This is a genomic window from Rhodovulum sp. P5 (assembly GCF_002079305.1).
GTDB lineage: Bacteria > Pseudomonadota > Alphaproteobacteria > Rhodobacterales > Rhodobacteraceae > Rhodovulum.
Genome location: NZ_CP015039.1, coordinates 3,259,542 through 3,281,085, shown reverse-complemented (window position 1 = coordinate 3,281,085; position 21,544 = coordinate 3,259,542). Strand labels below are relative to the sequence as shown.

The window sequence follows — 21,544 nt, the reverse complement described above, 5'->3', positions numbered from 1 at the left end:
TGGTGATAGTGCGGCTCGGAACCGAGTGCCGCAAGCCGGAGAGCGAGCCCTACCATGAAGAAGCGCAAACCAGCCCGTCTTTGGGCCTATGAATTGAAGGGCGATACGCGGGCAATGGTCCGTGAGGTTGGCCAGATGGTCGTCCCCCATCTCGACGAAGTTCTCGCCGACTTCTACGACACGGTCTCCAACACGCCGGACTGGGCGGGGTATTTCACGAAAGAGGGTTTGCGCGACCACGCCAAGAAGAAGCAGAAAGAGCACTGGACGCGAATGTTCATGGACGACTTTACCCAGGACTATTTCGCGAGTGCCGAGCGGGTCGGGAAGGTGCATTTCAAGATCGGCCTGCCGATCAGCCACTACGTCGCCTCCTATTCCCGGGTCAGCCTCCGTCTGCAGGGGATCGTCCTGAAGAAATGCCAGCCGCGCTTCGGGGTCTTCGGCAGCAAGGATCCGACCAAGCTGATCGACGCGCTGTCGCGTGTCCTGATGCTCGATACTGAAATCGCGGTGACGGCCTTCCACGAGGCGCAGTCCGACGCCTATGCCGAACGGCAAGAGGAACTGGGCAAGCGTTTTCAGGATGATGTCGGCAACTTCGTTGAAATTCTCGGCTCGTCCATGCGCCAACTCGGCGAAGCGGCCGGCGGCATGACAACCGAAATCGGCCATGCCCGTCAGGGCGCTGGGTCACTTTCCGACAGCGCCTCCCAGATCGCGACCAGCGCGCAATCTGTGGCCTCGGCGATCGAGCAACTCTCGGCCTCGATCTCGCAGATCACGAATGACGTCAACAATGCCGCGACGGCCGCGTCCAGTGCATCGGAAACCGCCGTCACCTCCTCATCGCAGGCCGAAGCCCTGCAATCGGCGGCCGAGGAAATCGGCGAAGTGGTAAACCTGATCTCGGAAATCGCCAAGCAGACCAACCTGCTTGCGGTCAACGCGACGGTCGAGGCATCGCGCGCAGGCGAGGCCGGCAAAGGCTTTGCCGTCGTCGCCTATGAGGTCAAGGCGCTGGCCGGACGGATCACCGAAGCCACCGGATCGATCACCGAGCGCATCCAGCGCATCCAGAGCGAAACCGATGAAATCGCGTCGCGTATCTCGGGCATCGGTGACAGCGTCGGGCGGGTCCAGAGCTTCTCTGAAAGCATCCGCGTCGCCGTGGAAGAACAGCGGCACGCCGCCCAGCAAATCTCCCAGCATGCGGAGGCGACCGCAACCAGCACCAACGAGATGGCGCAGATGATCCACGATGTCAGCGCCCGCGTCGACCGCTCTGGCGATACGTCCTACACGCTGAAAGAGGCTGTCACGACCGTCTCGGGCGAGGCCGTTTCGCTGTCGGAGCGGGTCCGGAACTTCCTGAGTTCGATGACGGCCGCCTGACGGACCGAACCGCCGCCGCGAACCAGCGCGGCGGTACCCTTGGCGGCGGTGCGGCCATCGGCCCGCGCCCCTCAGCCGTAATCCCGTTCCCCGAAGATCGCGCTGCCCACGCGAACATGGGTGGCGCCAAGGGCGATGGCCTGTTCGAAATCCCCACTCATCCCCATCGACAGCCCCTCCAGCCCGTTGCGGGCCGCGATCTTGGCCAGCAGGGCGAAATGCAGGCTTGGCGTCTCGTCCACCGGCGGAATGCACATCAGGCCCCGCACCGGCAGGTCCAGCGCGCGGCACTCGGCCACGAACGCATCGGTTTCGGTCGGCAGGATGCCCGCCTTTTGCGGCTCCTCCCCGGTATTGACCTGAATGAAGATATCAGGCGACCGGCCCAGTTCCTGCGCATGGTCAGCGATCCGACGCGCCAGTTTCAGCCGGTCGACCGAGTGGATCGCATCGAACAACTCTACCGCCGCCCGGGTCTTGTTGCTTTGCAGCGGGCCGATCAGGTGCAATTCCACACCGGAATAACGCTCCATGAAATCGGGCCATTTGCCCGCGGCCTCCTGCACCTTGTTCTCGCCAAAGATGCGCTGCCCCGCGTCCAACACGGCCTCGACCCGCTCCAGCGGCTGCACCTTCGACACCGCGATCAGTGTCACCGATCCCGGCGCGCGCCCGGCCTCTGCCTCGGCCTTCGTCACCCGGTCCTTGATGTCCTGAAGTCCCATCCCTCACCTCTCAATCGATCACGTCGCCCAGGGCCTCGATCAGGTCCGACAGATCGTCGCGATGCCGTTCCCACCCCTTCATCGAGGTTGCATACAGCGGCTGGCGCACCTGATGCAGGCTGAGCGTGGAAACCCGCCGTTCGGTCTTGTGGAAATCGAGGCAGGCATCCTCCCACTCCAGACCGCAGGCCGCGATCAGGGCGCGCGATTGCGCCTCGGGCTCGGCGATGAGGTCTTCATAGGCGATTTCGTAGAACCCGTCGGGCAGACGCGCCCGCCAGAAATCGATCAATTCCAGATACAGGCGATAATACTGCCCAAGGTCGCGCAGGTTGTAGGCATAGCGATGCGTGCCTTCGGCGAAGACGTTCTTGTAGATCGACAGCCCGATATCGCGCGGGTCGCGATGCACGACGACGATGCGGGCCTTCGGCAAAGCCAGCCGCACGAGACCGGCCACCGTATAGGTCTGGATCGACTTGTCGGTGACCAGATCCGATCCGGGCAGGCGCATCCGGAAATGCGCCTCGACCTTGCGGCCGAAACCGGCGATGTCCTTGTCGGCCATATCCGACAGGGCGCGAAGCCCCCCCGCCCCGTCATCCAGCATCCTCAGGCCCGTGGGCGCGACGAAGCCCAACTCACCCCCGCCTGTGACGCGGGAATGGCTGGCGATGATCTGTTCCACCAATGTGGTGCCCGACCGGGGCATCCCGGTGACGAAGATCGGGGCATAGTCGGTCGTCCCCGGAACGGAGCGGGTATAGTCGACCCCGTCGAAGGCGGCCTTCACCCGGTCGATCTCTGCCCGTCGCTCGGCGATATCGAAGGGGTAGAGCTTGCGCATCAGCGCGTTCGCTTCATGCAGAAACGGGAAGATGCGGTCCGTTCGGCCGGTATCCTCCATCGCCTTGGCAAGGGCGAAGGCAAGGTTCATCCGGCTGTGGTCGGTCAGGTCGGGACGGGCGGCAAGCGCCTCCATCTCGGCGATCAGCGGATCGCCGTCCTTCAGTTTGCGCCCCTTGACCAGCATCCGGTAGGCTTCGCCGTTATGCGGGTCCAGTTCGATGGCACGGCGAAAGGCGGCCTCCGCCTCGTCGAATCGTCCCAGCGTCTGCAACTGGATCGCGCGCCGCCCGTGCCCCTCTGCCCGGGACGGGTCTGCGGCCACGGCCACGTCATGGGCGGCCAGCGCGGCCTCGGGCTGGCCCGAGCCGTCGAGCGCCCGGGCAAGGTCTTCGTGAACCCGGGGGCGCCGGTCGCCAAGATCGATCGCCTTGCGGAACGCGACAGCTGCGGCGCCGAAATCCTTGGCGGCCAAAAGCGCCTCGCCCAACCTGACCTGCGGCTCTGGCGCTTTCGGCAAGGCCGCGGCGGCGCGGGTCAGGATAGCGATGGCCCCTTCCGTGTCGCCCAGACGCGCAAGCGCTGTGCCAAGCGCCAAGAGGGACGGGCCGTGCTTCGGCGCCATTTGGACGGCCGCCTCCAGATGCGAAACGCCCGCGGCCAGATCGCCCGCATCCACCAGAAACCGGCCGAAATTCACCCGCGCCTCGACGAAATCCGGTGCCAGTCGAAGCGCGGTCTCGAATGCCTCGCGCGCGGCGTCGGGCCTGTTCAACCGGGCCAGAAGATTGCCGTGGATATCGGCCAGTATCGCGGAGTCCGGATGCGCCTTGCGCAATTCGGCCGCCCGCGTTTCCGCTGCCTCCGGCTTTCCGGAATTGGCAAGGGCCAGCAAGGCCTGCACATGTTCCGGCCCGGCGGAGCCAAGGGGGGAGACCGGCGCCTTGCGCGCACCCGCCAGAATATCCTGTAGCGTTGCCAGCAGCCGGGGGGCGAGCCGCGCGGCCTTGGCTTTCTTGATGAACGCTTTGGCCTTCGCCTTGTCGTTAATGGCGGCCACGGCCTCGGCATAGGCCGTCCAGATCGCGGGTTCCGCCGGTTTGACCTCGGCCGCCTTGGCGAAATTCCGGGCGGCGGTCTTGGGCGCCCCCCGGGCCATCGCGATGCGCCCCATCTGGAACAGCGCCTCGGCCTGCCGGGGGCGGGCCGCAAGGATTTGGGTCAAAAGCTCGGCCGCACCGTCAAGATCCCCGGCCGACTGGCGGCGGAGGGCATTCTGGTAAAGGCGGTTAAGCTGTGCGGGGTCGACAGGCGGCATGGGTCAAATACAGGTCAGGGCCGGCTGGGCTTAGCATGGCCGAAACCCCTTGTCGATTTGCCCCTGCGGAAATCGCCCGGAAAAGAAAAGAGCGGGCACAAGGCCCGCTCTCTCCGTCATACCAAGTCGTAAGACTTAGAAGGACATCGCGATACCGAACGACCAGGACTCGAGGTCCGCGCCGGCCACTTGGCCGTCGTTTTCGCTGGAGCCGTAGCCGGCCTGAATGACAGCACCGCCGCCCAGGTCGTAGTTCACGAGGATGCCCCAGCCGGATTCGTCCAAGCCGGCGTCGTAGTCGTAGCTACCGTAGTTGGCAGCAACGGTCCACGCGTCCATGGTGTAGGCAGCGCCGATACCGAAGTGCTCCCAATCGTTGCCCGCGCCGTCGAGGTCGAGCTTGGAGTAGTTCACACCAACGGAGAAGCCAGATTCCATTTCACCGATGACGGACACACCGATCATGTCGCCGTATTCATCTTGGGTGATGTAGCCGAGGCCAAGGCCGATCGACATGGAGGAGAGCTCGATGTCGTAGCTGAAGCCGAGGGCGTAGACCGGGTCGATGCCAGCGGCGTCGGAGCCGTCAGCTTCTTGCTCCATCGAGAACGACAGGCCAGCGGCGCCGAACGAGTAGTCGTAGCGCAGGATCTGGTTGTCGTACATGCCGTCCATTTCCGAGTTACCGGAGAAGCCGGAATGGACAGTTTCGTCGTCGGTGATGGTGCCACCGGCCAGCGCGACTTCGGTCAGGCGCTTGTCGTAGGCGCTGTCGATCTCACCGAGGGTCAGGGTGCCGTAGGCGCCGGAGATGAACACGTACTCGTTGTCGTAGGACGCGTTGCCGTTGGTGGCGTTCGAGCCGTTCGACTCTTCAACTTCGATGTGGAAGCCGAAGGACATGCCACCGTCGGTTTCGCCCGTACCGTCGAAGGTCAGGGTGAAATCGTTGTGGAACTGGGCGGCGTCGTTGGCAGCACCGTACAGGTCGCCACCGAAGATACCCATTTCAGCCGAACCCTTCAGGGTCATTTCAGCGGAGGCAACACCGGCGGACAGGGCCAGAGCGCTCGTCGCAAGGAGAACCTTTTTCATGGTTTTTCCCTCATTCGTTTCAAGATGCACCTCAGGTCGGGGCATCCGATCTGAGTATGCATCCGGTTTGGCTCTTGCCCCCCCGAATTGCAAGAAACTGCGGACCCGGTCGGAAAGGACGCCCCGGATTGATGCAGCCGTGCCACACCGCATCGCCCAGCGCGGGAATTTGCCGACGGGGAAAAAACTTGTCCGGCCAGACGCCCTCCGGTAAAGACGCAAAAAGACTTGCCGGGGCAGACATCCATGACCTTCCAAACGATGATGCGCGGGGTTCTGATCGGGGCGCTGGCGCTGGGCCTTTCGGGTTGCGGCGGCGGGGGCCTGTTCAAACGGAACACCAGCCCCGAACAGCAAGCCGCCCGGGAAGACGCGCGGCAGGCCAGCATCGAACGGCAGCGCGAAAACACGCCGCTGGTCGAGGGCGAAAAACGCTCCACCATCTGGGATCTGTTCAGCGACAGGGACGATCCCAACACCACGGTCGAGGTCAACAAGTATCTCTGGCAGGCCTCGCTGGATGTGCTGAATTTCCTGCCGATCCAGTCGGTCGATCCGTTTTCCGGCGTGATCACAACTGGTTACGGCACACCGCCCGGCGGCAGGCGCGCCTATCGCGCGACTGTCTATGTGCAGGACCCCGCGCTTGAGGCCCGTTCGCTCAAGGTTGCGTTGGCGACCCGCGGCGGGCCCGTAGATGCCGCAACGACCCGCGCGGTGGAGGATGCGATCCTGACCCGTGCCCGGCAGTTGCGAATCCGCGACGGGAAGCTCTGATCCGGCACTGGACGGCCCGACACCGCAAGATTATCACAACGCCGGGCCATCGCGCCCGGCGTTTGACTGAGCAAGGACCCCAAACATGGCGCGCTATACCCCCAGCGAGATCGAGCCCCGATGGCAGGAAGCCTGGGCCGCGGACGGCACCTTTACTGCGAAACGCGAGGAAGGACGCCCGAAATACTACGTGCTGGAGATGTTCCCCTACCCCTCGGGCCGTATCCATATGGGGCATGTGCGCAACTACACGATGGGCGACGTCATCGCGCGCTACAAGATGTCCTGCGGGTTCAGCGTGCTGCATCCGATGGGCTGGGACGCGTTCGGGATGCCGGCGGAAAACGCCGCGATGGAACGGGGCGGCCATCCCAAGGACTGGACCTACGGCAATATCCGCGACATGCGCGAACAGATGAAGCCGATGGGGCTTTCCATCGACTGGAGCCGCGAATTCGCCACCTGCGACCCGGAATATTACGGTCAGCAGCAGGCGATGTTCCTCGACTTCCTTGAGGCGGGGCTGGTCTATCGCAAGAACGCCACCGTCAACTGGGACCCGGTCGACATGACCGTTCTGGCCAACGAGCAGGTGATCGAGGGCAAGGGCTGGCGCTCTGGCGCGACGGTCGAGCGGCGCGAACTGACCCAGTGGTTCTTCAAGATCTCCGACTTCGCGGAGGAGTTGCTGGACGCGCTCGACGGGCTGGACGACTGGCCGGAGAAGGTCAAGCTGATGCAGCGCAACTGGATCGGCAAGTCGCGCGGGTTGCAAATGGCGTTCTCGCTGATCGACCCGCCGGAGGGCTTCGACCGGGTCGAGGTCTACACCACGCGGCCCGATACGCTGATGGGGGCAAGCTTTCTGGGCATCTCGCCCGACCATCCGCTGGCCAAGACGCTGGAGAAGGACAATCCCGAAATCGCCGCGTTCTGCGCCGATTGCCGCAAGATGGGGACCAGCGAGGAGGAGTTGGAAAAGGCCGAGAAGAAAGGCTTCGACACCGGTCTGCGCGTCCGCCATCCCTTTGATACGGCTTGGGAACTGCCGGTCTACATCGCGAACTTCATCCTGATGGACTATGGCACCGGCGCGATCTTCGGCTGCCCGGCCCATGACCAGCGCGACCTCGATTTCGCGCGGAAGTACGATCTGCCGGTCACCGATACCTTCGTTGCGCTGGAAAACGGCGAGCCGGTCGAAAACGACGCCTTCGTGCCGCCGAAGACCGAGAAGGTCCGCTGGCTGAAAGCCTTCGCCTGGGACGAGATCGCAACCGGGGAAGAGGCCGTGGATGCCGCCATCGCCTTTTGCGAAGAAAACGGCGTCGGCCAGGGCGTGACCAAGTTCCGCCTGCGCGACTGGGGGCTCAGCCGCCAACGCTATTGGGGCTGCCCGATCCCGGTTGTCCATTGCGACAGTTGCGGTGTGGTGCCCGAGAAGAAGGAAAACCTGCCCATCGCGCTGCCCTATGACGAGGGCGGCAAGCCGATCGATTTCTCAATCCCCGGCAACCCGCTGGATCGTCATCCGACATGGCGGGACTGCACCTGCCCCAAATGCGGGGCGCCGGCGAAGCGCGAAACCGACACGATGGACACCTTCGTCGATTCGTCGTGGTATTTCGCCCGCTTCACCGCGCCCCATCTGACGACGCCCACCGATCTCGGCGAGGCCGAGTACTGGATGAATGTCGACCAGTATATCGGGGGCATCGAGCATGCGATTCTCCACCTGCTCTATTCCCGCTTCTTCGCACGGGCGATGCACATCACCGGCCACCTGCCCGAAAAGGCGAAAGAGCCGTTCAACGCGCTCTTCACACAGGGCATGGTGACGCACGAGATCTATCTCCGCCTTGGCGCTTGGGGGCCTCCCGTCGAGGGCAGCGGCGCAGTTGCCGACGAAGCGGTTCGCCGCAATCTCTACCTATTCCCCGAGGATGTCGTAACTTTGACTGATGACACGGGTCAGAGACGCGCCGTAAGCCGCTACCTGATGCAACGAGCAGGTCGGGATCCTGAAAACCCCGACGACGTTCGTGCGCAATTGTCCGAGGACGATAGCGAAAATGAAGGCGTCGAGATCATCCCCTCTGCCAAGATGTCGAAATCGAAGAAGAATGTCGTCGACCCCGTGAACATCATCAACGCCTTCGGGGCCGATACCGCGCGCTGGTTCATGCTGTCGGACAGCCCGCCGGAGCGGGACGTGGAATGGACCGCCGCAGGGGCCGAAGCCGCCTATAAACATCTGGGCCGGGTCTGGCGCATCGCGCACGGCATTTCCGAGGAACTGAACGAGGGCGGGATCGCGTCTTACGAATCAGAGGATTCAGGAAAATGCGAGGGCGCGGCGAACAAGGGGGAAGACGATTTAACCCTGCGCCGCGCCCTGCATAAGACGATCCATGACGTGACTATGGGCGTCGAGAGCTTCGGCTTCAATACCTCGGTCGCAAAACTTTATGCTTTCACGAATGTTTTGGCCAAATCCAGCGCCTCGCTTGCCGCGCGGCGGGACGCCGCAATGGTGATGGCGCAACTGATGGCCCCCATGACCCCCCACCTGTCGGAGGAAGTCTGGGACATGCTGGGCGGCGAGGGCCTGATCGCCAACGCGCCCTGGCCCAAGGCCGATCCTGCCCTGCTGGTCGAGGACACGGTGACCCTGCCGATCCAGATCAACGGCAAGCGACGGTCGGAAATCCGCGTGCCCAAGGACATGGCCAAGGAGGAAATTGAGAAGCTGGCGCTCGCCGACGAGGCCGTCGTGAAGGCGCTGCAAGGCGGAAGCCCGAAAAAGCTGATCGTGGTTCCGGGCCGGATCGTCAATGTCGTGGTCTGATCGCAGAGCCGCTCTGGCCGGGCTGGCCGCGCTGGCGATGTGCGGCGCCTGCGGGTTCCGCCCCGTCTATGGTACCGGTGGGGTGGCAACCGCGCTGCGCCACCGGATCGGCTTTGACGACCCGAAAGACAAATACGACTTCGCGCTGGTCGAGCGGCTGGAAGACCGCCTTGGCCGCGCCGGCACGCCGCGATACCGGATGACCTATGACGTGAAAACCACCCGTGACCGGGTCGCCAATACGACCGACACGACCCGCTATCACCTTGTGGGGACGGTGGCGTACCGCTTGCTTGACCTCACCACGGGTCAGGTCGTCCACTCCGGCAGTGTCACGAACTTCTCGGCCTATTCGACGGCGGACAGCACCGTCGCCACCCTTGCGGCACAGCGCGATGCCGAACGCCGCCTGATGACGGTGCTGGCCGACGATCTGGTGACGCGGCTGATCGGGGTCGCGGGCACGCTGCCGCAATGAAGCTTTCGGGGCGCGCGGCAACCCGGTACTTCACCCGGCCCGAACCGGAGCGCATCGGCCTTCTGATCTATGGGTCGGACGCGATGCGCGTCGCGCTGAAACGGCAAGAGGTTCTGGCCGCCCTGCTTGGCCCCGGTGCCGAGGACGAATTGCGGCTGACCCGCCTTCATGCGTCCGAGGTGCGGAGCGACCCGGCAGCCTTGGCCGATGCGCTGAAGGCCCGCGGGTTCTTTCCCGGCCCGCGCGCGGTTTTCGTGGACGAGGCGACCGACGGGTTGGCCGACACCATCGCGGCCGCATTGGCAGACTGGCAGGACGGCGACGCGCAACTGGTGGTGACCGCGCGGCAGCTTGCCCCCCGCTCTGCCCTGCGCAAGCTGTTCGAGGGGCATACCAATGCCTATGCGGCGGCGATCTATGACGATCCCCCGGGACGGGACGAGATCGAGGCGATGCTGGCCCAGGCCGGGTTGGGCGATCTGGACCGGGCCGCGATGGGGGCGCTTCTGGATCTGGCAACACAGATCGACCCCGGCGATTTCCGGCAAACGGTGGAGAAACTGTCGCTCTACAAGCTGGATGATGCCACGCCCGTCAGCCCCGAGGATGTCGCCGCCTGCGCCCCCCGCTCAACCGAGGCCGATGCCGACGACCTGATCAACGTCGTGGCCGAGGGCCGCCGGGGCGAGATCGGCCCGATCCTGCGGCGATTGCAGGCCCAGGGCGTGACCCCCGTCGCACTATGCATCGCCGCGACCCGTCATTTCCGCCGTTTGCATGCCGCAGCCAGTGACCCAGAGGGCGCGGCCACGGGCATCCAGCGGCTACGCCCGCCCGTGCCCTTCAAGGTCAAGGACAGCATGACGCGTCAGGCACAAGGCTGGGGCCGCGCGAATCTGGAGACCGCGCTTTCCCTTCTGATCGACACCGACCTGCAACTGCGCTCCTCCTCCCGCGCGCCGCAGATGGCATTGATGGAGCGCAGCCTGTTCCGCCTTGCGCAACTGGGCAAGCGCCGGGCCTGACAGGCGTTTGACGGGGGCCCTGTCCCGTGGGACACAGGACAGATCGTCAGGGAGGACGCGACATGTACAGGGTCATCGGCAGCGGAAACAGCCGGGCACGGCGCGTGCTTTGGATGATGGAGGAACTGGGGGTCCCGTATGCCCACCTGCCAGCCCCGCCGCGCTCTGACGATGTGATCGCGTTGAACCCCGCCGGCAAGGTGCCCGTGCTGATCGTTGACGATGTGCCCATCACCGATTCCACCGCGATCCTGACCTATCTGGCGGACCGACACGGGCAACTGACCTTTCCCGCAGGCAGCATCGATCGCGCCCGTCAGGACAGCCTGACCCAGTTCCTGCTGGATGAATTCGACGCTGCCCTCTGGATGGCAGCGCGGCACACCTTCGTCCTGCCGAAAGAGATGCGCCAACACGCCATCAAGGACAGCCTGAAATGGGAGTTCGAGCGGAGCCAGCACACGCTGGCACATCGGATGGGAGCCGGGCCGTTCCTGATGGGTGATCGGATGACCGTGCCCGACATCATCCTGACCCATTGCGGTGACTGGGCCGAATCCGCGCATTTCCCCATCGTTGAAGACCGGCTGGGGGCGTATCTGGAGCGGATGCGCAAACGGCCCGCCTATCAACGCGCTCTGGCCGCCTGAAGGCGCCTTGCCGCCGCCTGCCCGGCCCAGCGCCCGGTGGCAAGGCAGCCGGTCAAAAGATATCCGCCCGTGGGCGCCTCCCAATCCAGCATTTCGCCGGCGACGTAGGTGCCCGGACGGGCCTTGAGCATCAGGTCGGCATCCACGGCCGACCAGCACACCCCGCCCGCGGTCGAAATCGCCTCATCCAGCGGACGCGGCCCGGCATGGGCAACCGGCAACGCCTTGATCAGCGGGGCAAGGTCGCGCCCTTCTGGCAGCGGCCGACCGAATTCCATCAGCAGCGCCAGCCGCGCCGGGTCCAGCCGCAGGGCCTTGCGCAGATGGTTGGACAGGCTCGCCTTGCCACGCGGCCGCGCCAGCCTGTCGGCGATCTTCGTCGCACTCCAGTCCGGCATCAGGTCGGCGACAAGCGGCGCACCGTCACGCAAATGGCGGGAAAGGGCATAGATGCCGCCCCCTTCCAGACCGCGGGCGGAAATCACGAATTCGCCCCGATGCCACGGCCCCTGCCCCGCCCGAAGTGCGACGCCCTTGACCGGCTGCCCGAACTGGCGGGCCATCGGCGCGGACCAATTGACCGTCAGGCCGACATTGGCGGGCTGAAACGGAGCAACCGGCACCCCGTCCTCGGCCAAGACCGGAGACCAGCGCCCGTCGGAGCCCAGCCGTGCCCAGCTTGCGCCCCCGAGCGCCAGAACGGTGACACCGGCAACGACACCCCGCGGCCCTTCGGACGTGTCGAACAGAGCAGCATCGTCCTGCCAGCCGGTCCAACGCCACCGGTTGCGGAACACGCCCCCGCGCGCCCCGATCCTTGCCAGCCATGCGCGCAGCAGCGGAGAAGCCTTCATCGCCTTGGGAAACACCCGCCCGGTGCTGCCGGTGAAAACCGGCTGGCCCAACCCCTCGGCCCAAGCGCAAACGTCTTCAGGCCCGAACGCGGCCAATATTGGGGTCAAGCGCGCCGCGCTTTCCGCATAGGCAAAAAGGAACGCGTCGGTCGGCTCCGCCTTGGTCAGGTTAAGCCCCGACTTGCCCGCCATCAGGAACTTGCGCGCGGGCGTCGGCTTGGCGTCTACGATCAACACCGCACGACCCGCCGCGCCCAGCGCCTCCGCCGCCATCAGCCCGGCCGGCCCCGCCCCGATCACCAGCGCATCGACGGTTTCGATACCTTGCCCCTTGTCCAACGGCTGCCCCCGCATCATCTTCGCGCCCCATGACCGACGATCCGATCTGCCCCCTGTGCGGCCGCCCGATCCCGCCAACCGCGAAACAGAGCCTGCATCACCTGACACCCAAGCTGAAGGGCGGCAAGGGCGGGCCGGTCGTACGGCTTCACCAGCTCTGCCACAACGAAATCCATGCCACCCTGACAGAGGCGGAGCTTGCGCGGGAGTACAACAGCGTCGAGGCCCTGCGCGCCCATCCCCGGCTCGCGAAATTCATCGCATGGGTGGCAAAGCGCCCGCCCGGTTTTCATTCCAAGACACCGGGCCCGCGGCGGCGGCGTTAGGCCCCTGTTCTAGCAGCACATCGCCTTTATCGCGGCGCGGTGTTCCGGCGTTGCGGCCACGGCATCGGCCGTCAGCGCCTCCACCTCCTTCATCAGGGACTGTTTCGGCACGATCCGGTCGACCAGACCGAACAGCAGTGCCTCGTCCACCGTGATCTTGGCCCCGCCCATCAGGATCATCTTGGCCCGCGCCGGGCCGACCAGCGCAACCAGCCGCCCCGGATCAGACGGCTGCGGCAGGAAGCCCAGCTTCATCACCGGATAGAAGAACTTCGCCTCGTCCACGGCGATGCGCAGATCGCAGGCCAGCGCCATGCCAAAGGCCCCGCCCGCAAGCGTGCCGTTCAGCGCCGCCACGGTCAGCGCATCCAGCGCCGCGATCCCGGCCGAAAGACGCTCCCACACCCCATCGGTGGCGAGGCCCGCCTTCGCTTCATCCAGATCGGCGCCGGCACTGAAGACCTTGCCGGTCCCGGTGATAACCAGCGACGCGACCTTCGCCTCGGCGGCAGAGGCGACGATCTGCTCAAGCTCCAGCAGCATGGCCCGGGTCAGGGAATTGGCCTTGTCGGGCCGGGCCAGCGTGACCGTCCAGCGCGGCCCATCCTCTTGCAGCACGATCATGTGGGCAGCCCCACGCGGCGGCGGATCGCCCGTTCCTTCAACGCGACGTCGCGGCCAAGGAATTCGTCGGCATCGGGCGTACACATCCAAAGCAGCGCCTGCGCGGGCCAAGCGGGCGGAATATGGTCGGACCAATCCAGACGGCTGACCGGGTTCACCCCGCTTTCCTTGACGGTCTTCTGCATGTCGGTCGCGACGGTGCCCGGCGACAGGCCGATCACGCGGATGCCCTTTTCCCGCCCTTCCAGATCGGCACAGCGGGTCAGCATCGCGGCGCCTGCCTTGGCGGTGCAATAGGCGCTCCACCCCTCCATCGCGCTGACGGCGGCCCCCGAACTGATCGTCAGGATCGTGCCGCCCCCCATGGCCGCCATCACCGGCATCGCCGCGCGGAAGCCGTGGAAAACGCCCTTGAGGTTGATGTCGAGCGCGGTTGCCCACTCTGCCGGGTCGACCGTTTCCATCCGCGCGATCGGTTCGATCACCGCGGCGTTGTTCACCAGAACGTCGATCCGTCCGAAGGACTTGACCACGGCCCGAACCGCGTCGGACACGGCGCCGAAATCGGCCACGTCGCAGGGCAGCGGCAGCGCGTTTCCGCCGATTTCCCGCGCGATGGAAGCAATCGCCTCTTCGCTGCGCGCGGCCAGCGCGACATGCGCCCCCGCCTCGGCAAAGGCCCGCGCGGCTGCCGCCCCGATGCCCCGGCTCGCACCGGTGATCAGGACGCTTTTGCCTGTCATGTCAGCCATCTGACCCTCCGTCGGCCGATCCACCTGTTCTGACGAGTCCTAGCCCAGCGCTCCGGCACACGCCAGCGCAACGTGCCGTTGACAGCCGATGCGGGAGTGACGCAGGTTTCGCACAGACCCCAGACAGGAAACCCCGCCGATGACACATCTCAAATCCGCCTCTGCCGGGGCGCTTGCCGTTGTCCTTGCCTGCACCGGCGTGGCCTCTGCCGACGTGACCGCTGAACAGGTCTGGGCCGCCTGGAAAGATCTTGCCGAACGGTCGGGTCAGACCCTGTCGGGGACAGAGAGCGAGACCGGCGACACCCTCACGATCCGTGAGGCCAGACTGGTCAACGCCTCGACCGAGGGCGCCAGCACATCGCTCGCGCTCGGCACGCTTGTCCTGTCGGAACGCAGTGACGGGTCCGTTGCCGTGATGTTTCCGGATGCGATGCCGTTGCGGGTGGTCGCCGTTTCGGACACGGGTGAGCGCATAGAGATGGACATGACCGTCCGGCAAAGCGGTCTGGAAATGACCGCCAGCGGCGATACCGGGACGATTGCCTATGACATGGCGGCGCCCGACCTCGCGCTGCGGCTGGACATGATGAAGGTCGATGGCACCCCAAAGGACGTCACGCTGGAAATGGCCGCGATGGATACGGCGGGCACCTATGTCGTGTCGGGGAACGAGGCCCAGCAGGTCGCGGCGGACTTCACCACCAAGCTGGCGACCCTCGCCATGGCCGTGACCGATGCCGCGCAAGGAATCGCCCTAACCATGACCGGCAAGGTTGGCGACGTGACCTCATCCTCCGTCAGCACCGTTCCGGCGGGGGCAGAGGGCACGACACCGGCCGGGATGCTGGCCGCCGGTCTGTCATCCAAAGGCCGGGTCATGCATGGCGGGCTGTCCTATGCCATGGACACCGCCGAACAGGACAATCGGACCAACATCGCCGTCACGTCGGGCCCCGGAACACTGGACTTTGCGCTGGCGGAGGGGGCCATGGCCTACGATGTGGTCGCGACAGACACCAAGATGGCCGTCAGTGGCACGCAAATCCCGCTGCCGCAAATCGAGATGGAGGTGGCCGAAAGCGCGTTCCGCCTTGAAATGCCGCTGCTCCGCACAGACGAACCGGCCGACTTCGCACTATTGACCCGACTGGACGGGCTGAAGATCGACAATGCGATCTGGGCCATGTTCGACCCAACCGGGCAGTTGCCCCGCGATCCCGCGACGGTGGTGCTCGACCTTGGGGGCAAGGCGCGTTGGCTGGTCGACATCACCGACGCCGACAGCGTTCAGCCAACAGAAATGCCCGGCGAGTTGTCCGCGTTGAACGTGAAGGACCTGCAACTGAGCGTGGCGGGCGTCGACCTTGCCGGGCAGGGTGCGTTCACCTTCGACAACAGCCAGAAGATCGGCCAGCAGGGCATGCCGCAACCGGAAGGCAAGCTTGCCCTGCGGCTTGCGGGCGGCAATGCGCTGCTGGACAAACTGGTCGGGATGGGGCTGTTGCCGCGGGATCAGGCGACCGGCATCCGGATGATGGTGGGCATGTTCGCCCGGCCCGGTGCAGAAGGCGACACGCTGATCTCCGACATCGAGGTGACGGGGGACGGAAAGATCCTTGCCAACGGCCAGCGCCTGCGCTGAGCGGGGTCTGCCGCCCGCTATCGCGCGCCGGGGCGGGACACCGCGAATGTCGCGGTGCCTTGTTCCCGTCGGGTCAACGTATTAGCTGATCATCAATCCGCAGCAGGAGGTCCAATGCCACAGGATATCGAAACCCTGGCCCATGCCCTTCTCGACGCCGCCCGAAAGGCCGGGGCCGACGCCGCCGATGCAATCGTGGCCGAAGGCGCCTCGCTGTCGATCGATGTGCGCAAGGGCGTGCTGGAACAGGCAGAGCGGGCAGAGGGGATCGATCTTGGCCTGCGGGTGCTGATCGGACAGCGGCAATCCTGCGTCTCGGCCTCCGATGCCCGGGCGGAAACACTGGCCGAGATGGCCCAGCGCGCCGTCGCCATGGCCCGCGAGGCGCCTGAGGACGCAACCATCGGTTTGGCGGACCCTGCGGCCCTTGCGCGTGACTTCGACACCGCCGCGCTGGAACTCGCCGATCCATCGCCCGAACCCGACCCGGCCGCGCTGGAGGACGACGCCCGCCGGGCAGAGGCCGCCGCCCTTGCCGTGCCGGGGGTATCCCAGGCCGACTCCTGTAGCGCGGGATATAGCAACCGCCGCCTGCATATCGCCGCCACCAACGGGTTTTCGGGCGGCTATGCCCGCACCGGTCGGTCGGTGTCCTGCATGGCGATCAGCGGCACCGGCACCGGGATGGAGCGTGACTGGCACGCGGAATCCCGCGTCTTCCAGGGCGATGTGCTCGATGCTTCCGCGGTCGGCCAGCTTGCGGGTGAGCGCGCCGCGGCCCGCGCAGGCGCCCGCAGACCGAAAACCGGTGCCTATCCGGTATTGTTCGATGAACGTATCTCAAGCTCTCTCATCGGGCATTTGCTGTCGGCCATCAACGGCAATGCCATCGTGCGGGGGGCATCCTGGGCGCGGGATTTGCTGGGCGAACCGGTCCTGCCCGAGACGCTGTCGCTGGTCGAGGACCCGCACCGCCCGCGCATTTCCGGCTCCCGCCCGTTCGACGCCGAGGGGCTGCCCACCGCGCGACGGCTGATCGTGGACAAGGGCATCCTGACCGGCTGGGTGCTGGACCTTGCCACGGCGCGCAAGCTGGGGCTGGAAAGCACCGCCAACGCGGTGCGCGGCACCTCCTCTCCCCCCTCGCCCGCCGCGGGCAACCTGACCCTGACACCGGGCACCGCCAGCCGGGACGAATTGCTGGCCGAGATGGGCACCGGGCTTCTGGTCACCTCGCTGATCGGCAGCACGATCAACCCCAACACCGGCGACTATTCCCGCGGGGCGTCGGGCTTTTGGGTGGAGAACGGCGAAATCGCCTATCCGGTGAACGAATGCACCATCGCGGGCAGCCTGCCCGACATGCTGCGCCGGATCACGCCCGCAAATGACGCCCGCGATCACCTGTCCCGCCGGGTGCCCAGCCTGCGGGTGGAGGGTCTGACGCTTGCCGGGGACTGACCTTGCGCTGCTGACCGAGGCCGCGCAAGAGGCTGGCGCCATCGCCCGGCACTACTGGCGGCGCGATCCGCAGACTTGGGACAAGCCCGACAAGCAGGGCCCGGTGACCGAGGCCGACATCGCCGTGAACGACATGCTGCGCGAGCGGCTTCTCTCTGCCCGTCCCGATTATGGCTGGCTGTCGGAGGAAACCGAGGACGATGCCGGGCGCCTGACGGCTGCGCGCTGTTTCATCGTCGATCCCATCGACGGAACGCGGGATTTCATCCAGGGCGGCAAGAGCTTTGCCCATGCGATTGCCGTGGCAGAGGCCGGGACGGTCATCGCCGCGGCGGTCTATCTGCCCGTTGCCGACAAGCTTTACACCGCCGCCGCGGGGGCCGGGGCCCGTTTGAACGACCGGCCGATCCATGCCAGCCAACGTGCCAAACTGGACGGCGCATCGATCCTGACAGCGCGCCCGGCCCTCGACCCCGGGCACTGGGCCGGGCCGCCGCCGCGGGTCAGACGGTCCCTGCGGGCCTCTCTTGCCTACCGGCTTTGCCTTGTCGCCCAGGGCCGTTACGACGCCATGATCACGCTGCGCGACAGCTGGGACTGGGACACCGCCGCAGGCAGCCTGATCGCGGCAGAGGCCGGCGCCACCGTGACCGACCGGGCAGGCCGCCCGCTGCGCTTCGATGGACCAAGGCCGACATCGCACGGCGTTCTGGCGGGTGCGCCGATGCTCCATGGCGAATTGGTCGCGCGACTGGCCTGATCCCCTTTCCTGCTGCACCTGCATGATCTAGGGTAGCCACACATCCAGAAGGACCGGAGAACCCCATGCCCCAACGCCTGCATCTCGTCTTCGGTGGCGAGTTGATCGACCCCAGCCACACCGTCTTCAAGGACGTCAACGACATCCATATCGTGGGCATGTTTCCCGACTACCAGACCGCCTATGACGCTTGGAAGGCCGAGGCCCAGCGCACGGTCGACAACGCCCATATGCGCTATTTCATCGCCCATATTCACCGACTGCGCGACGAGGAACTCGAGGCTGGCCCGACCGAGGAACTGGGCGCCTGACAGGACGGCCAATGGCGGGACACAGCGGATCGAACGCCACGCGGCCCAATGGGCCGCTGGTCTGGGTGCATGCGCCGCCGCCCGACGCGCAGGCGGAAGTTGCCGAACTTCTGCGCCAGCTTGACGACCGGGACCCCGACCTGACCATTCTCGTCACCGGCCAAAACAGCGTACCGGACTGGCCAGCGTCCCTGCCGGACCTGCCCGATGTGCTGTGCGCCGCGGGTCCGGGCGAAGGCCTTCGGCCAAGCACGGCCTTCCTGGACCGCTGGCGGCCGGACATCGCGCTGTTCTACCCCGCCCATCTTCCCGCCAGCACGCTGAGCTATGCGGGCGCACGTGGCACCGCCCTGTTCCTGATCCTGCCCGATATTCCAAAAGCCTGGCGCAGCCGGTGGCGCATCGGCGCCGTCGCGAACCGGCAGTTGCTGAACCGGTTCGACCGGATCTTCGTGACCGCCCCGGATGGCGCGGCGCAACTGGCCGCGATGGGCCTGCCGCGAGACCGGATCGCGACCTGCAAGCCCTTGTCCCGCGGCAGCGCCGTCCTGCGCTGCAATTCGGCCGAACGCGGTGCGCTTGGCGCACTCATTGCCGGGCGTCCCGTCTGGCTGGCCGCCTGCACACGCCCGGCCGAGGACCCGGTTGTCGTTGCCGCCCATGCCCGCGTCCTGCGTCATGCGCACCGGCTGTTGCTGATCTTGGTACCGAGCGATCCCGAACGCGGCGCCGATCTGGCCCGCCGTCTACGTGCGGAGGGCTGGCTGGTGGCCCTTCGTTCCGACAACGAAGAGCCTGAGGCCGAAACCCAGATCTACGTCGCCGATCAGGAGGGTGAGATGGGATTGTGGCTGCGGCTTGCCCCGGTCAGTTTCCTTGGCGGGACGTTGGGCGCGAATGACGGCCCCGACCCGTTTCAGGCCGCGGCCCTCGGCTCGGCCATCCTGCATGGGCCTGCACTTGGCCCGTACGCAGATCGCTACAACAGCTTGGGGGATGCGATGGCCGCGCGGCTTGTCCGGGATGAGATCTCGCTGGCCGAGGCGCTGTCGGAACTGCTGGCGCCGGACCGCGCCGCCGTCATGGCGCGCAATGCTTGGGACATCTCGACCGAAGGCACGAAATCGACCGACCGCATCGTGGAACGCATGCTGGACGTCCTGTCGGAATCGGAAACTGCCTGATGGGCGCGCCCGCCTTCTGGTATCGCGCGCCGGATCGGCCCGGGCTTGTCCCGCGCCTGCTGTCGCCACTGGGGGCGCTTTATGCCCGCGGGACGGCGCGCAGGCTGGCCAAGGGCCCGTTTGAACGGCCCGGCGTTCCGGTGATCTGCGTGGGCAACATCAACGCGGGCGGCACCGGCAAGACACCGACCGTGATCGCACTCGCCATGCGCCTGATGGCGCGGGGGGTGACGGCACATATCGTCAGCCGCGGCCATGGCGGGCGGCTGGAAGGGCCGGTCCGGGTCGAGGAGCGGGTCCATTCCGCGGCCGAGGTCGGGGACGAACCGCTGCTGCTGGCGGCGTTCGCGCCGACATGGGTGGCAAAGGACCGGGCAGCGGGGGCCCGCGCGGCCGTCGCGGCCGGGGCCGGGGCGATCATCCTTGATGACGGGTTCCAGAATCCGGGTCTGTCCAAGGACCTGTCGCTGGTCGTCGTCGATGCCGTGAAAGGGTTCGGCAATGGCCGCGTGATCCCCGCCGGCCCCTTGCGCGAAGCGCTGGGCGTGGGCCTTGCCCGCGCCGATTGCGTGCTGTCGATCGGCGCCCCCCCGGCACAGCGCCAGTTCGACGCCGCCTGGGGCCAGACCCTGACCGTGCCCCACCTGCGCGGCGCGCTGCATCCTTTGCAGACCGGGATCGACTGGCAGGGCATGCCGGTTCTGGCCTTCGCCGGCATCGGTCATCCGGAGAAGTTCTTTGCCACGCTCCGGGGCCTTGGCGCCGATCTGAAGCGTGGCGAGCCGCTGGAGGATCACCAGCCCCTGACCCCCGCCCTGATGGCCCGGCTGGAGGGGGAGGCAAAGCTGCTGGGCGCGCAGATGGTCACGACCGAAAAGGACGCCGTGCGGCTGCCGCGCGATTTCCGACAGAAAGTCCTGACGCTTCCCGTGCGGCTGGTTCTTGACGACTGGGCGCCGCTCGAGGCGGGCCTCAGCCGGATCGGTCTCGGCCCGGGCTGAGCCGGGACCGGATTGCCTGGCCGTGCTCATCAAGCTTTGGCGCGGCATGGTCGAGCGCCAGTTCCGCATCCGAGAAGACAATCGGCGTGCGCAGCCCCGGCACCCCGTCGCGCGTCGCCACCAACCCACGATGGATGATCTGCGGATCGGCGAAGACCTCGGCCATATCATTGATCGGCCCGGCAGGAACGCCCTGCCCCTCGCACGCGGCCAGCAGATCGGCCTTGGGCCAGCCCGTCGTTGCAGTTGTCAGGGCCGCGGTCAGCGCCGCCCGGTTTTCCACGCGGTCGGCGTTGGATGCAAAACGCGGATCGGCGGCAAGACCCTCCAGCCCCAGCAACTGGCAAAGCCGCCCGAACTGCCCGTCATTGCCAACCGCGATGATGAGGAAGCCATCCCTGCAATCGAACACCTGATAGGGGGCAAGGTTCGGATGCGCATTGCCCATCCGATGCGGGGCCTGCCCCGTGGTCAGATAGTTCATCGCCTGATTGGCGGTGATCGCGGTCGCCACGTCAAAGAGCGCCATGTCGACCTGCTGGCCCCGCCCGGTCTGTTCGCGCTGATGAACGGCGGCCAGAATGGCGGTCGCGGCATAGATGCCGGTGAAGATGTCGGTGACCGCCACGCCAACCTTCTGCGGCTGGCCATCGGGCTCTCCCGTGATCGACATCAGCCCCGACATCGCCTGAATGATGAAGTCATAGCCCGCGCGATGGGCATAAGGCCCATCCTGCCCGAAGCCGGTGATCGAGCAATAGATCAGCCGCGGATTGACCTCTGACAGGCTGGCATAGTCCAGCCCGTATTTCGAAAGCCCGCCGACCTTGAAATTCTCGATGACGATATCGGCCCCGGCCACCAGGTCGCGCACCAGCGCCTGCCCGTCATCGGTGCGAAAATCGACCGCGATGGACTGCTTCCCGCGGTTGCAGGCATGGAAATAGGCCGCTTCGCGATGCCCGTCACGGTGCACGAAGGGCGGGCCCCAGCGGCGGGTGTCGTCGCCTTCCGGGGCCTCTACCTTGATCACCTCGGCACCGAGATCGGCCAGCACCTGACCGGCCCAGGGCCCGGCCAGAATCCGCGCCAGTTCGACAACCTTCAGCCCCGCAAGAGGTGCGGCCACC

General features: G+C 66.2%; 20 protein-coding genes. 13 read left to right on the top strand and 7 right to left on the bottom strand.

Features of this window, described 5'->3' with window-relative positions:
• Positions 1-54: 54 nt before the first annotated feature.
• Positions 55-1,395 (top strand): globin-coupled sensor protein, encoded by a 1,341-nt coding sequence (locus RGUI_RS15630; RefSeq protein ID WP_081534656.1) that lies wholly within the window; start codon positions 55-57, stop codon positions 1,393-1,395.
• A 71-nt stretch (positions 1,396-1,466) separates the two neighbouring features.
• Here the strand turns inward: RGUI_RS15630 and RGUI_RS15625 are convergent, their stop codons facing one another.
• The 3 genes from RGUI_RS15625 to RGUI_RS15615 all read right to left on the bottom strand — a co-directional run bounded on the left by RGUI_RS15625 (position 1,467) and on the right by RGUI_RS15615 (position 5,379).
• Positions 1,467-2,120, bottom strand: a complete 654-nt coding sequence (locus RGUI_RS15625; RefSeq protein ID WP_081534654.1) for a YggS family pyridoxal phosphate-dependent enzyme — start codon at positions 2,118-2,120, stop codon at positions 1,467-1,469.
• Positions 2,121-2,130: 10 nt separating this feature from the next.
• The gene (locus tag RGUI_RS15620) at positions 2,131-4,284 is read right to left on the bottom strand and encodes a tetratricopeptide repeat-containing sulfotransferase family protein (RefSeq protein WP_081534652.1); all 2,154 of its coding nucleotides are present in this window, start codon (positions 4,282-4,284) and stop codon (positions 2,131-2,133) included.
• Between the two features lie 135 nt (positions 4,285-4,419).
• Complete coding sequence (locus tag RGUI_RS15615; RefSeq protein ID WP_172841165.1) at positions 4,420-5,379, bottom strand: porin; 960 nt, start codon at positions 5,377-5,379, stop codon at positions 4,420-4,422.
• Positions 5,380-5,625: 246 nt separating this feature from the next.
• On the opposite strand from RGUI_RS15615, the gene RGUI_RS15610 reads away from it, so the two are divergent.
• From RGUI_RS15610 to RGUI_RS15590, 5 genes are all read left to right on the top strand, one after another.
• Positions 5,626-6,156, top strand: coding sequence for a DUF3576 domain-containing protein (locus RGUI_RS15610; RefSeq protein WP_081534648.1), 531 nt, complete (start codon positions 5,626-5,628; stop codon positions 6,154-6,156).
• A gap of 85 nt (positions 6,157-6,241) precedes the next feature.
• On the top strand, positions 6,242-9,004 hold the full coding sequence (leuS, locus tag RGUI_RS15605; protein WP_081534646.1) for a leucine--tRNA ligase: 2,763 nt from the start codon (positions 6,242-6,244) through the stop codon (positions 9,002-9,004).
• Positions 8,991-9,482, top strand: coding sequence for an LPS assembly lipoprotein LptE (gene lptE / locus RGUI_RS15600; RefSeq protein WP_081534644.1), 492 nt, complete (start codon positions 8,991-8,993; stop codon positions 9,480-9,482). The genes leuS and lptE overlap by 14 nt, the downstream gene beginning before the upstream one ends.
• Complete coding sequence (gene holA / locus RGUI_RS15595) at positions 9,479-10,507, top strand: DNA polymerase III subunit delta (RefSeq protein WP_081534642.1); 1,029 nt, start codon at positions 9,479-9,481, stop codon at positions 10,505-10,507. The genes lptE and holA overlap by 4 nt, the downstream gene beginning before the upstream one ends.
• A gap of 62 nt (positions 10,508-10,569) precedes the next feature.
• A complete protein-coding gene (locus tag RGUI_RS15590; protein WP_081534640.1) occupies positions 10,570-11,157 on the top strand; it encodes a glutathione S-transferase family protein in 588 nt (195 codons plus the stop codon).
• Here the strand turns inward: RGUI_RS15590 and RGUI_RS15585 are convergent.
• A complete protein-coding gene (locus RGUI_RS15585; protein WP_253798513.1) occupies positions 11,136-12,368 on the bottom strand; it encodes a TIGR03862 family flavoprotein in 1,233 nt (410 codons plus the stop codon). The genes RGUI_RS15590 and RGUI_RS15585 overlap by 22 nt on opposite strands.
• Before the next feature lie 11 nt (positions 12,369-12,379).
• Between RGUI_RS15585 and RGUI_RS15580 the strand changes: the two genes are divergently transcribed.
• A complete protein-coding gene (locus RGUI_RS15580) occupies positions 12,380-12,676 on the top strand; it encodes an HNH endonuclease (protein ID WP_081534638.1) in 297 nt (98 codons plus the stop codon).
• A 9-nt stretch (positions 12,677-12,685) separates the two neighbouring features.
• Here RGUI_RS15580 and RGUI_RS15575 read toward each other — a convergent pair whose 3' ends face one another.
• Both RGUI_RS15575 and RGUI_RS15570 read right to left on the bottom strand, forming a co-directional pair.
• The gene (locus RGUI_RS15575; RefSeq protein WP_081534636.1) at positions 12,686-13,300 is read right to left on the bottom strand and encodes an enoyl-CoA hydratase/isomerase family protein; all 615 of its coding nucleotides are present in this window, start codon (positions 13,298-13,300) and stop codon (positions 12,686-12,688) included.
• Positions 13,297-14,052 (bottom strand): SDR family oxidoreductase, encoded by a 756-nt coding sequence (locus tag RGUI_RS15570; RefSeq protein ID WP_081534634.1) that lies wholly within the window; start codon positions 14,050-14,052, stop codon positions 13,297-13,299. Before RGUI_RS15570 ends, RGUI_RS15575 begins: the two co-directional genes overlap by 4 nt.
• Before the next feature lie 139 nt (positions 14,053-14,191).
• Here RGUI_RS15570 and RGUI_RS15565 point away from each other — a divergent pair, with 139 nt between their 5' ends.
• From RGUI_RS15565 to lpxK, 6 genes are all read left to right on the top strand, one after another.
• The gene (locus RGUI_RS15565) at positions 14,192-15,697 is read left to right on the top strand and encodes a DUF2125 domain-containing protein (RefSeq protein ID WP_081534632.1); all 1,506 of its coding nucleotides are present in this window, start codon (positions 14,192-14,194) and stop codon (positions 15,695-15,697) included.
• A gap of 114 nt (positions 15,698-15,811) precedes the next feature.
• Positions 15,812-17,158, top strand: coding sequence for a TldD/PmbA family protein (locus RGUI_RS15560; protein WP_081534630.1), 1,347 nt, complete (start codon positions 15,812-15,814; stop codon positions 17,156-17,158).
• Positions 17,145-17,918 carry a 3'(2'),5'-bisphosphate nucleotidase CysQ gene (locus RGUI_RS15555; RefSeq protein ID WP_081534628.1) on the top strand — a complete coding sequence of 258 codons (774 nt, stop codon included), beginning with the start codon at positions 17,145-17,147 and terminating at the stop codon, positions 17,916-17,918. The genes RGUI_RS15560 and RGUI_RS15555 overlap by 14 nt, the downstream gene beginning before the upstream one ends.
• A 65-nt stretch (positions 17,919-17,983) precedes the next feature.
• Positions 17,984-18,229 (top strand): DUF4170 domain-containing protein, encoded by a 246-nt coding sequence (locus tag RGUI_RS15550; RefSeq protein ID WP_081534626.1) that lies wholly within the window; start codon positions 17,984-17,986, stop codon positions 18,227-18,229.
• Between the two features lie 11 nt (positions 18,230-18,240).
• Positions 18,241-19,413, top strand: a complete 1,173-nt coding sequence (locus RGUI_RS15545; protein ID WP_081534624.1) for a 3-deoxy-D-manno-octulosonic acid transferase — start codon at positions 18,241-18,243, stop codon at positions 19,411-19,413.
• On the top strand, positions 19,413-20,414 hold the full coding sequence (lpxK, locus tag RGUI_RS15540) for a tetraacyldisaccharide 4'-kinase (RefSeq protein WP_081534622.1): 1,002 nt from the start codon (positions 19,413-19,415) through the stop codon (positions 20,412-20,414). The genes RGUI_RS15545 and lpxK overlap by 1 nt, the downstream gene beginning before the upstream one ends.
• On the opposite strand, the gene RGUI_RS15535 is transcribed toward lpxK, so the two are convergent.
• The gene (locus tag RGUI_RS15535) at positions 20,386-21,543 is read right to left on the bottom strand and encodes a CaiB/BaiF CoA-transferase family protein (RefSeq protein WP_081534620.1); all 1,158 of its coding nucleotides are present in this window, start codon (positions 21,541-21,543) and stop codon (positions 20,386-20,388) included. The two genes, lpxK and RGUI_RS15535, sit on opposite strands and share 29 nt — an antisense overlap.
• Position 21,544 lies beyond the last annotated feature (1 nt).

What these genes read in the sequence shown, in the direction of transcription:
- RGUI_RS15620 (WP_081534652.1), bottom strand. Translation starts at nt 4,284, where the DNA reads ATGCCGCCTGTCGACCCCGCACAGCTTAACCGCCTTTACCAGAATGCC.
- RGUI_RS15560 (WP_081534630.1), top strand. Translation starts at nt 15,812, where the DNA reads ATGCCACAGGATATCGAAACCCTGGCCCATGCCCTTCTCGACGCCGCC.
- RGUI_RS15575 (WP_081534636.1), bottom strand. Translation starts at nt 13,300, where the DNA reads ATGATCGTGCTGCAAGAGGATGGGCCGCGCTGGACGGTCACGCTGGCC.
- RGUI_RS15625 (WP_081534654.1), bottom strand. Translation starts at nt 2,120, where the DNA reads ATGGGACTTCAGGACATCAAGGACCGGGTGACGAAGGCCGAGGCAGAG.
- lptE (WP_081534644.1), top strand. Translation starts at nt 8,991, where the DNA reads ATGTCGTGGTCTGATCGCAGAGCCGCTCTGGCCGGGCTGGCCGCGCTG.
- RGUI_RS15580 (WP_081534638.1), top strand. Translation starts at nt 12,380, where the DNA reads ATGACCGACGATCCGATCTGCCCCCTGTGCGGCCGCCCGATCCCGCCA.
- RGUI_RS15590 (WP_081534640.1), top strand. Translation starts at nt 10,570, where the DNA reads ATGTACAGGGTCATCGGCAGCGGAAACAGCCGGGCACGGCGCGTGCTT.
- RGUI_RS15545 (WP_081534624.1), top strand. Translation starts at nt 18,241, where the DNA reads ATGGCGGGACACAGCGGATCGAACGCCACGCGGCCCAATGGGCCGCTG.
- RGUI_RS15610 (WP_081534648.1), top strand. Translation starts at nt 5,626, where the DNA reads ATGACCTTCCAAACGATGATGCGCGGGGTTCTGATCGGGGCGCTGGCG.
- holA (WP_081534642.1), top strand. Translation starts at nt 9,479, where the DNA reads ATGAAGCTTTCGGGGCGCGCGGCAACCCGGTACTTCACCCGGCCCGAA.
- RGUI_RS15570 (WP_081534634.1), bottom strand. Translation starts at nt 14,052, where the DNA reads ATGGCTGACATGACAGGCAAAAGCGTCCTGATCACCGGTGCGAGCCGG.
- RGUI_RS15565 (WP_081534632.1), top strand. Translation starts at nt 14,192, where the DNA reads ATGACACATCTCAAATCCGCCTCTGCCGGGGCGCTTGCCGTTGTCCTT.
- lpxK (WP_081534622.1), top strand. Translation starts at nt 19,413, where the DNA reads ATGGGCGCGCCCGCCTTCTGGTATCGCGCGCCGGATCGGCCCGGGCTT.
- leuS (WP_081534646.1), top strand. Translation starts at nt 6,242, where the DNA reads ATGGCGCGCTATACCCCCAGCGAGATCGAGCCCCGATGGCAGGAAGCC.
- RGUI_RS15550 (WP_081534626.1), top strand. Translation starts at nt 17,984, where the DNA reads ATGCCCCAACGCCTGCATCTCGTCTTCGGTGGCGAGTTGATCGACCCC.
- RGUI_RS15585 (WP_253798513.1), bottom strand. Translation starts at nt 12,368, where the DNA reads ATGATGCGGGGGCAGCCGTTGGACAAGGGGCAAGGTATCGAAACCGTC.
- RGUI_RS15615 (WP_172841165.1), bottom strand. Translation starts at nt 5,379, where the DNA reads ATGAAAAAGGTTCTCCTTGCGACGAGCGCTCTGGCCCTGTCCGCCGGT.
- RGUI_RS15630 (WP_081534656.1), top strand. Translation starts at nt 55, where the DNA reads ATGAAGAAGCGCAAACCAGCCCGTCTTTGGGCCTATGAATTGAAGGGC.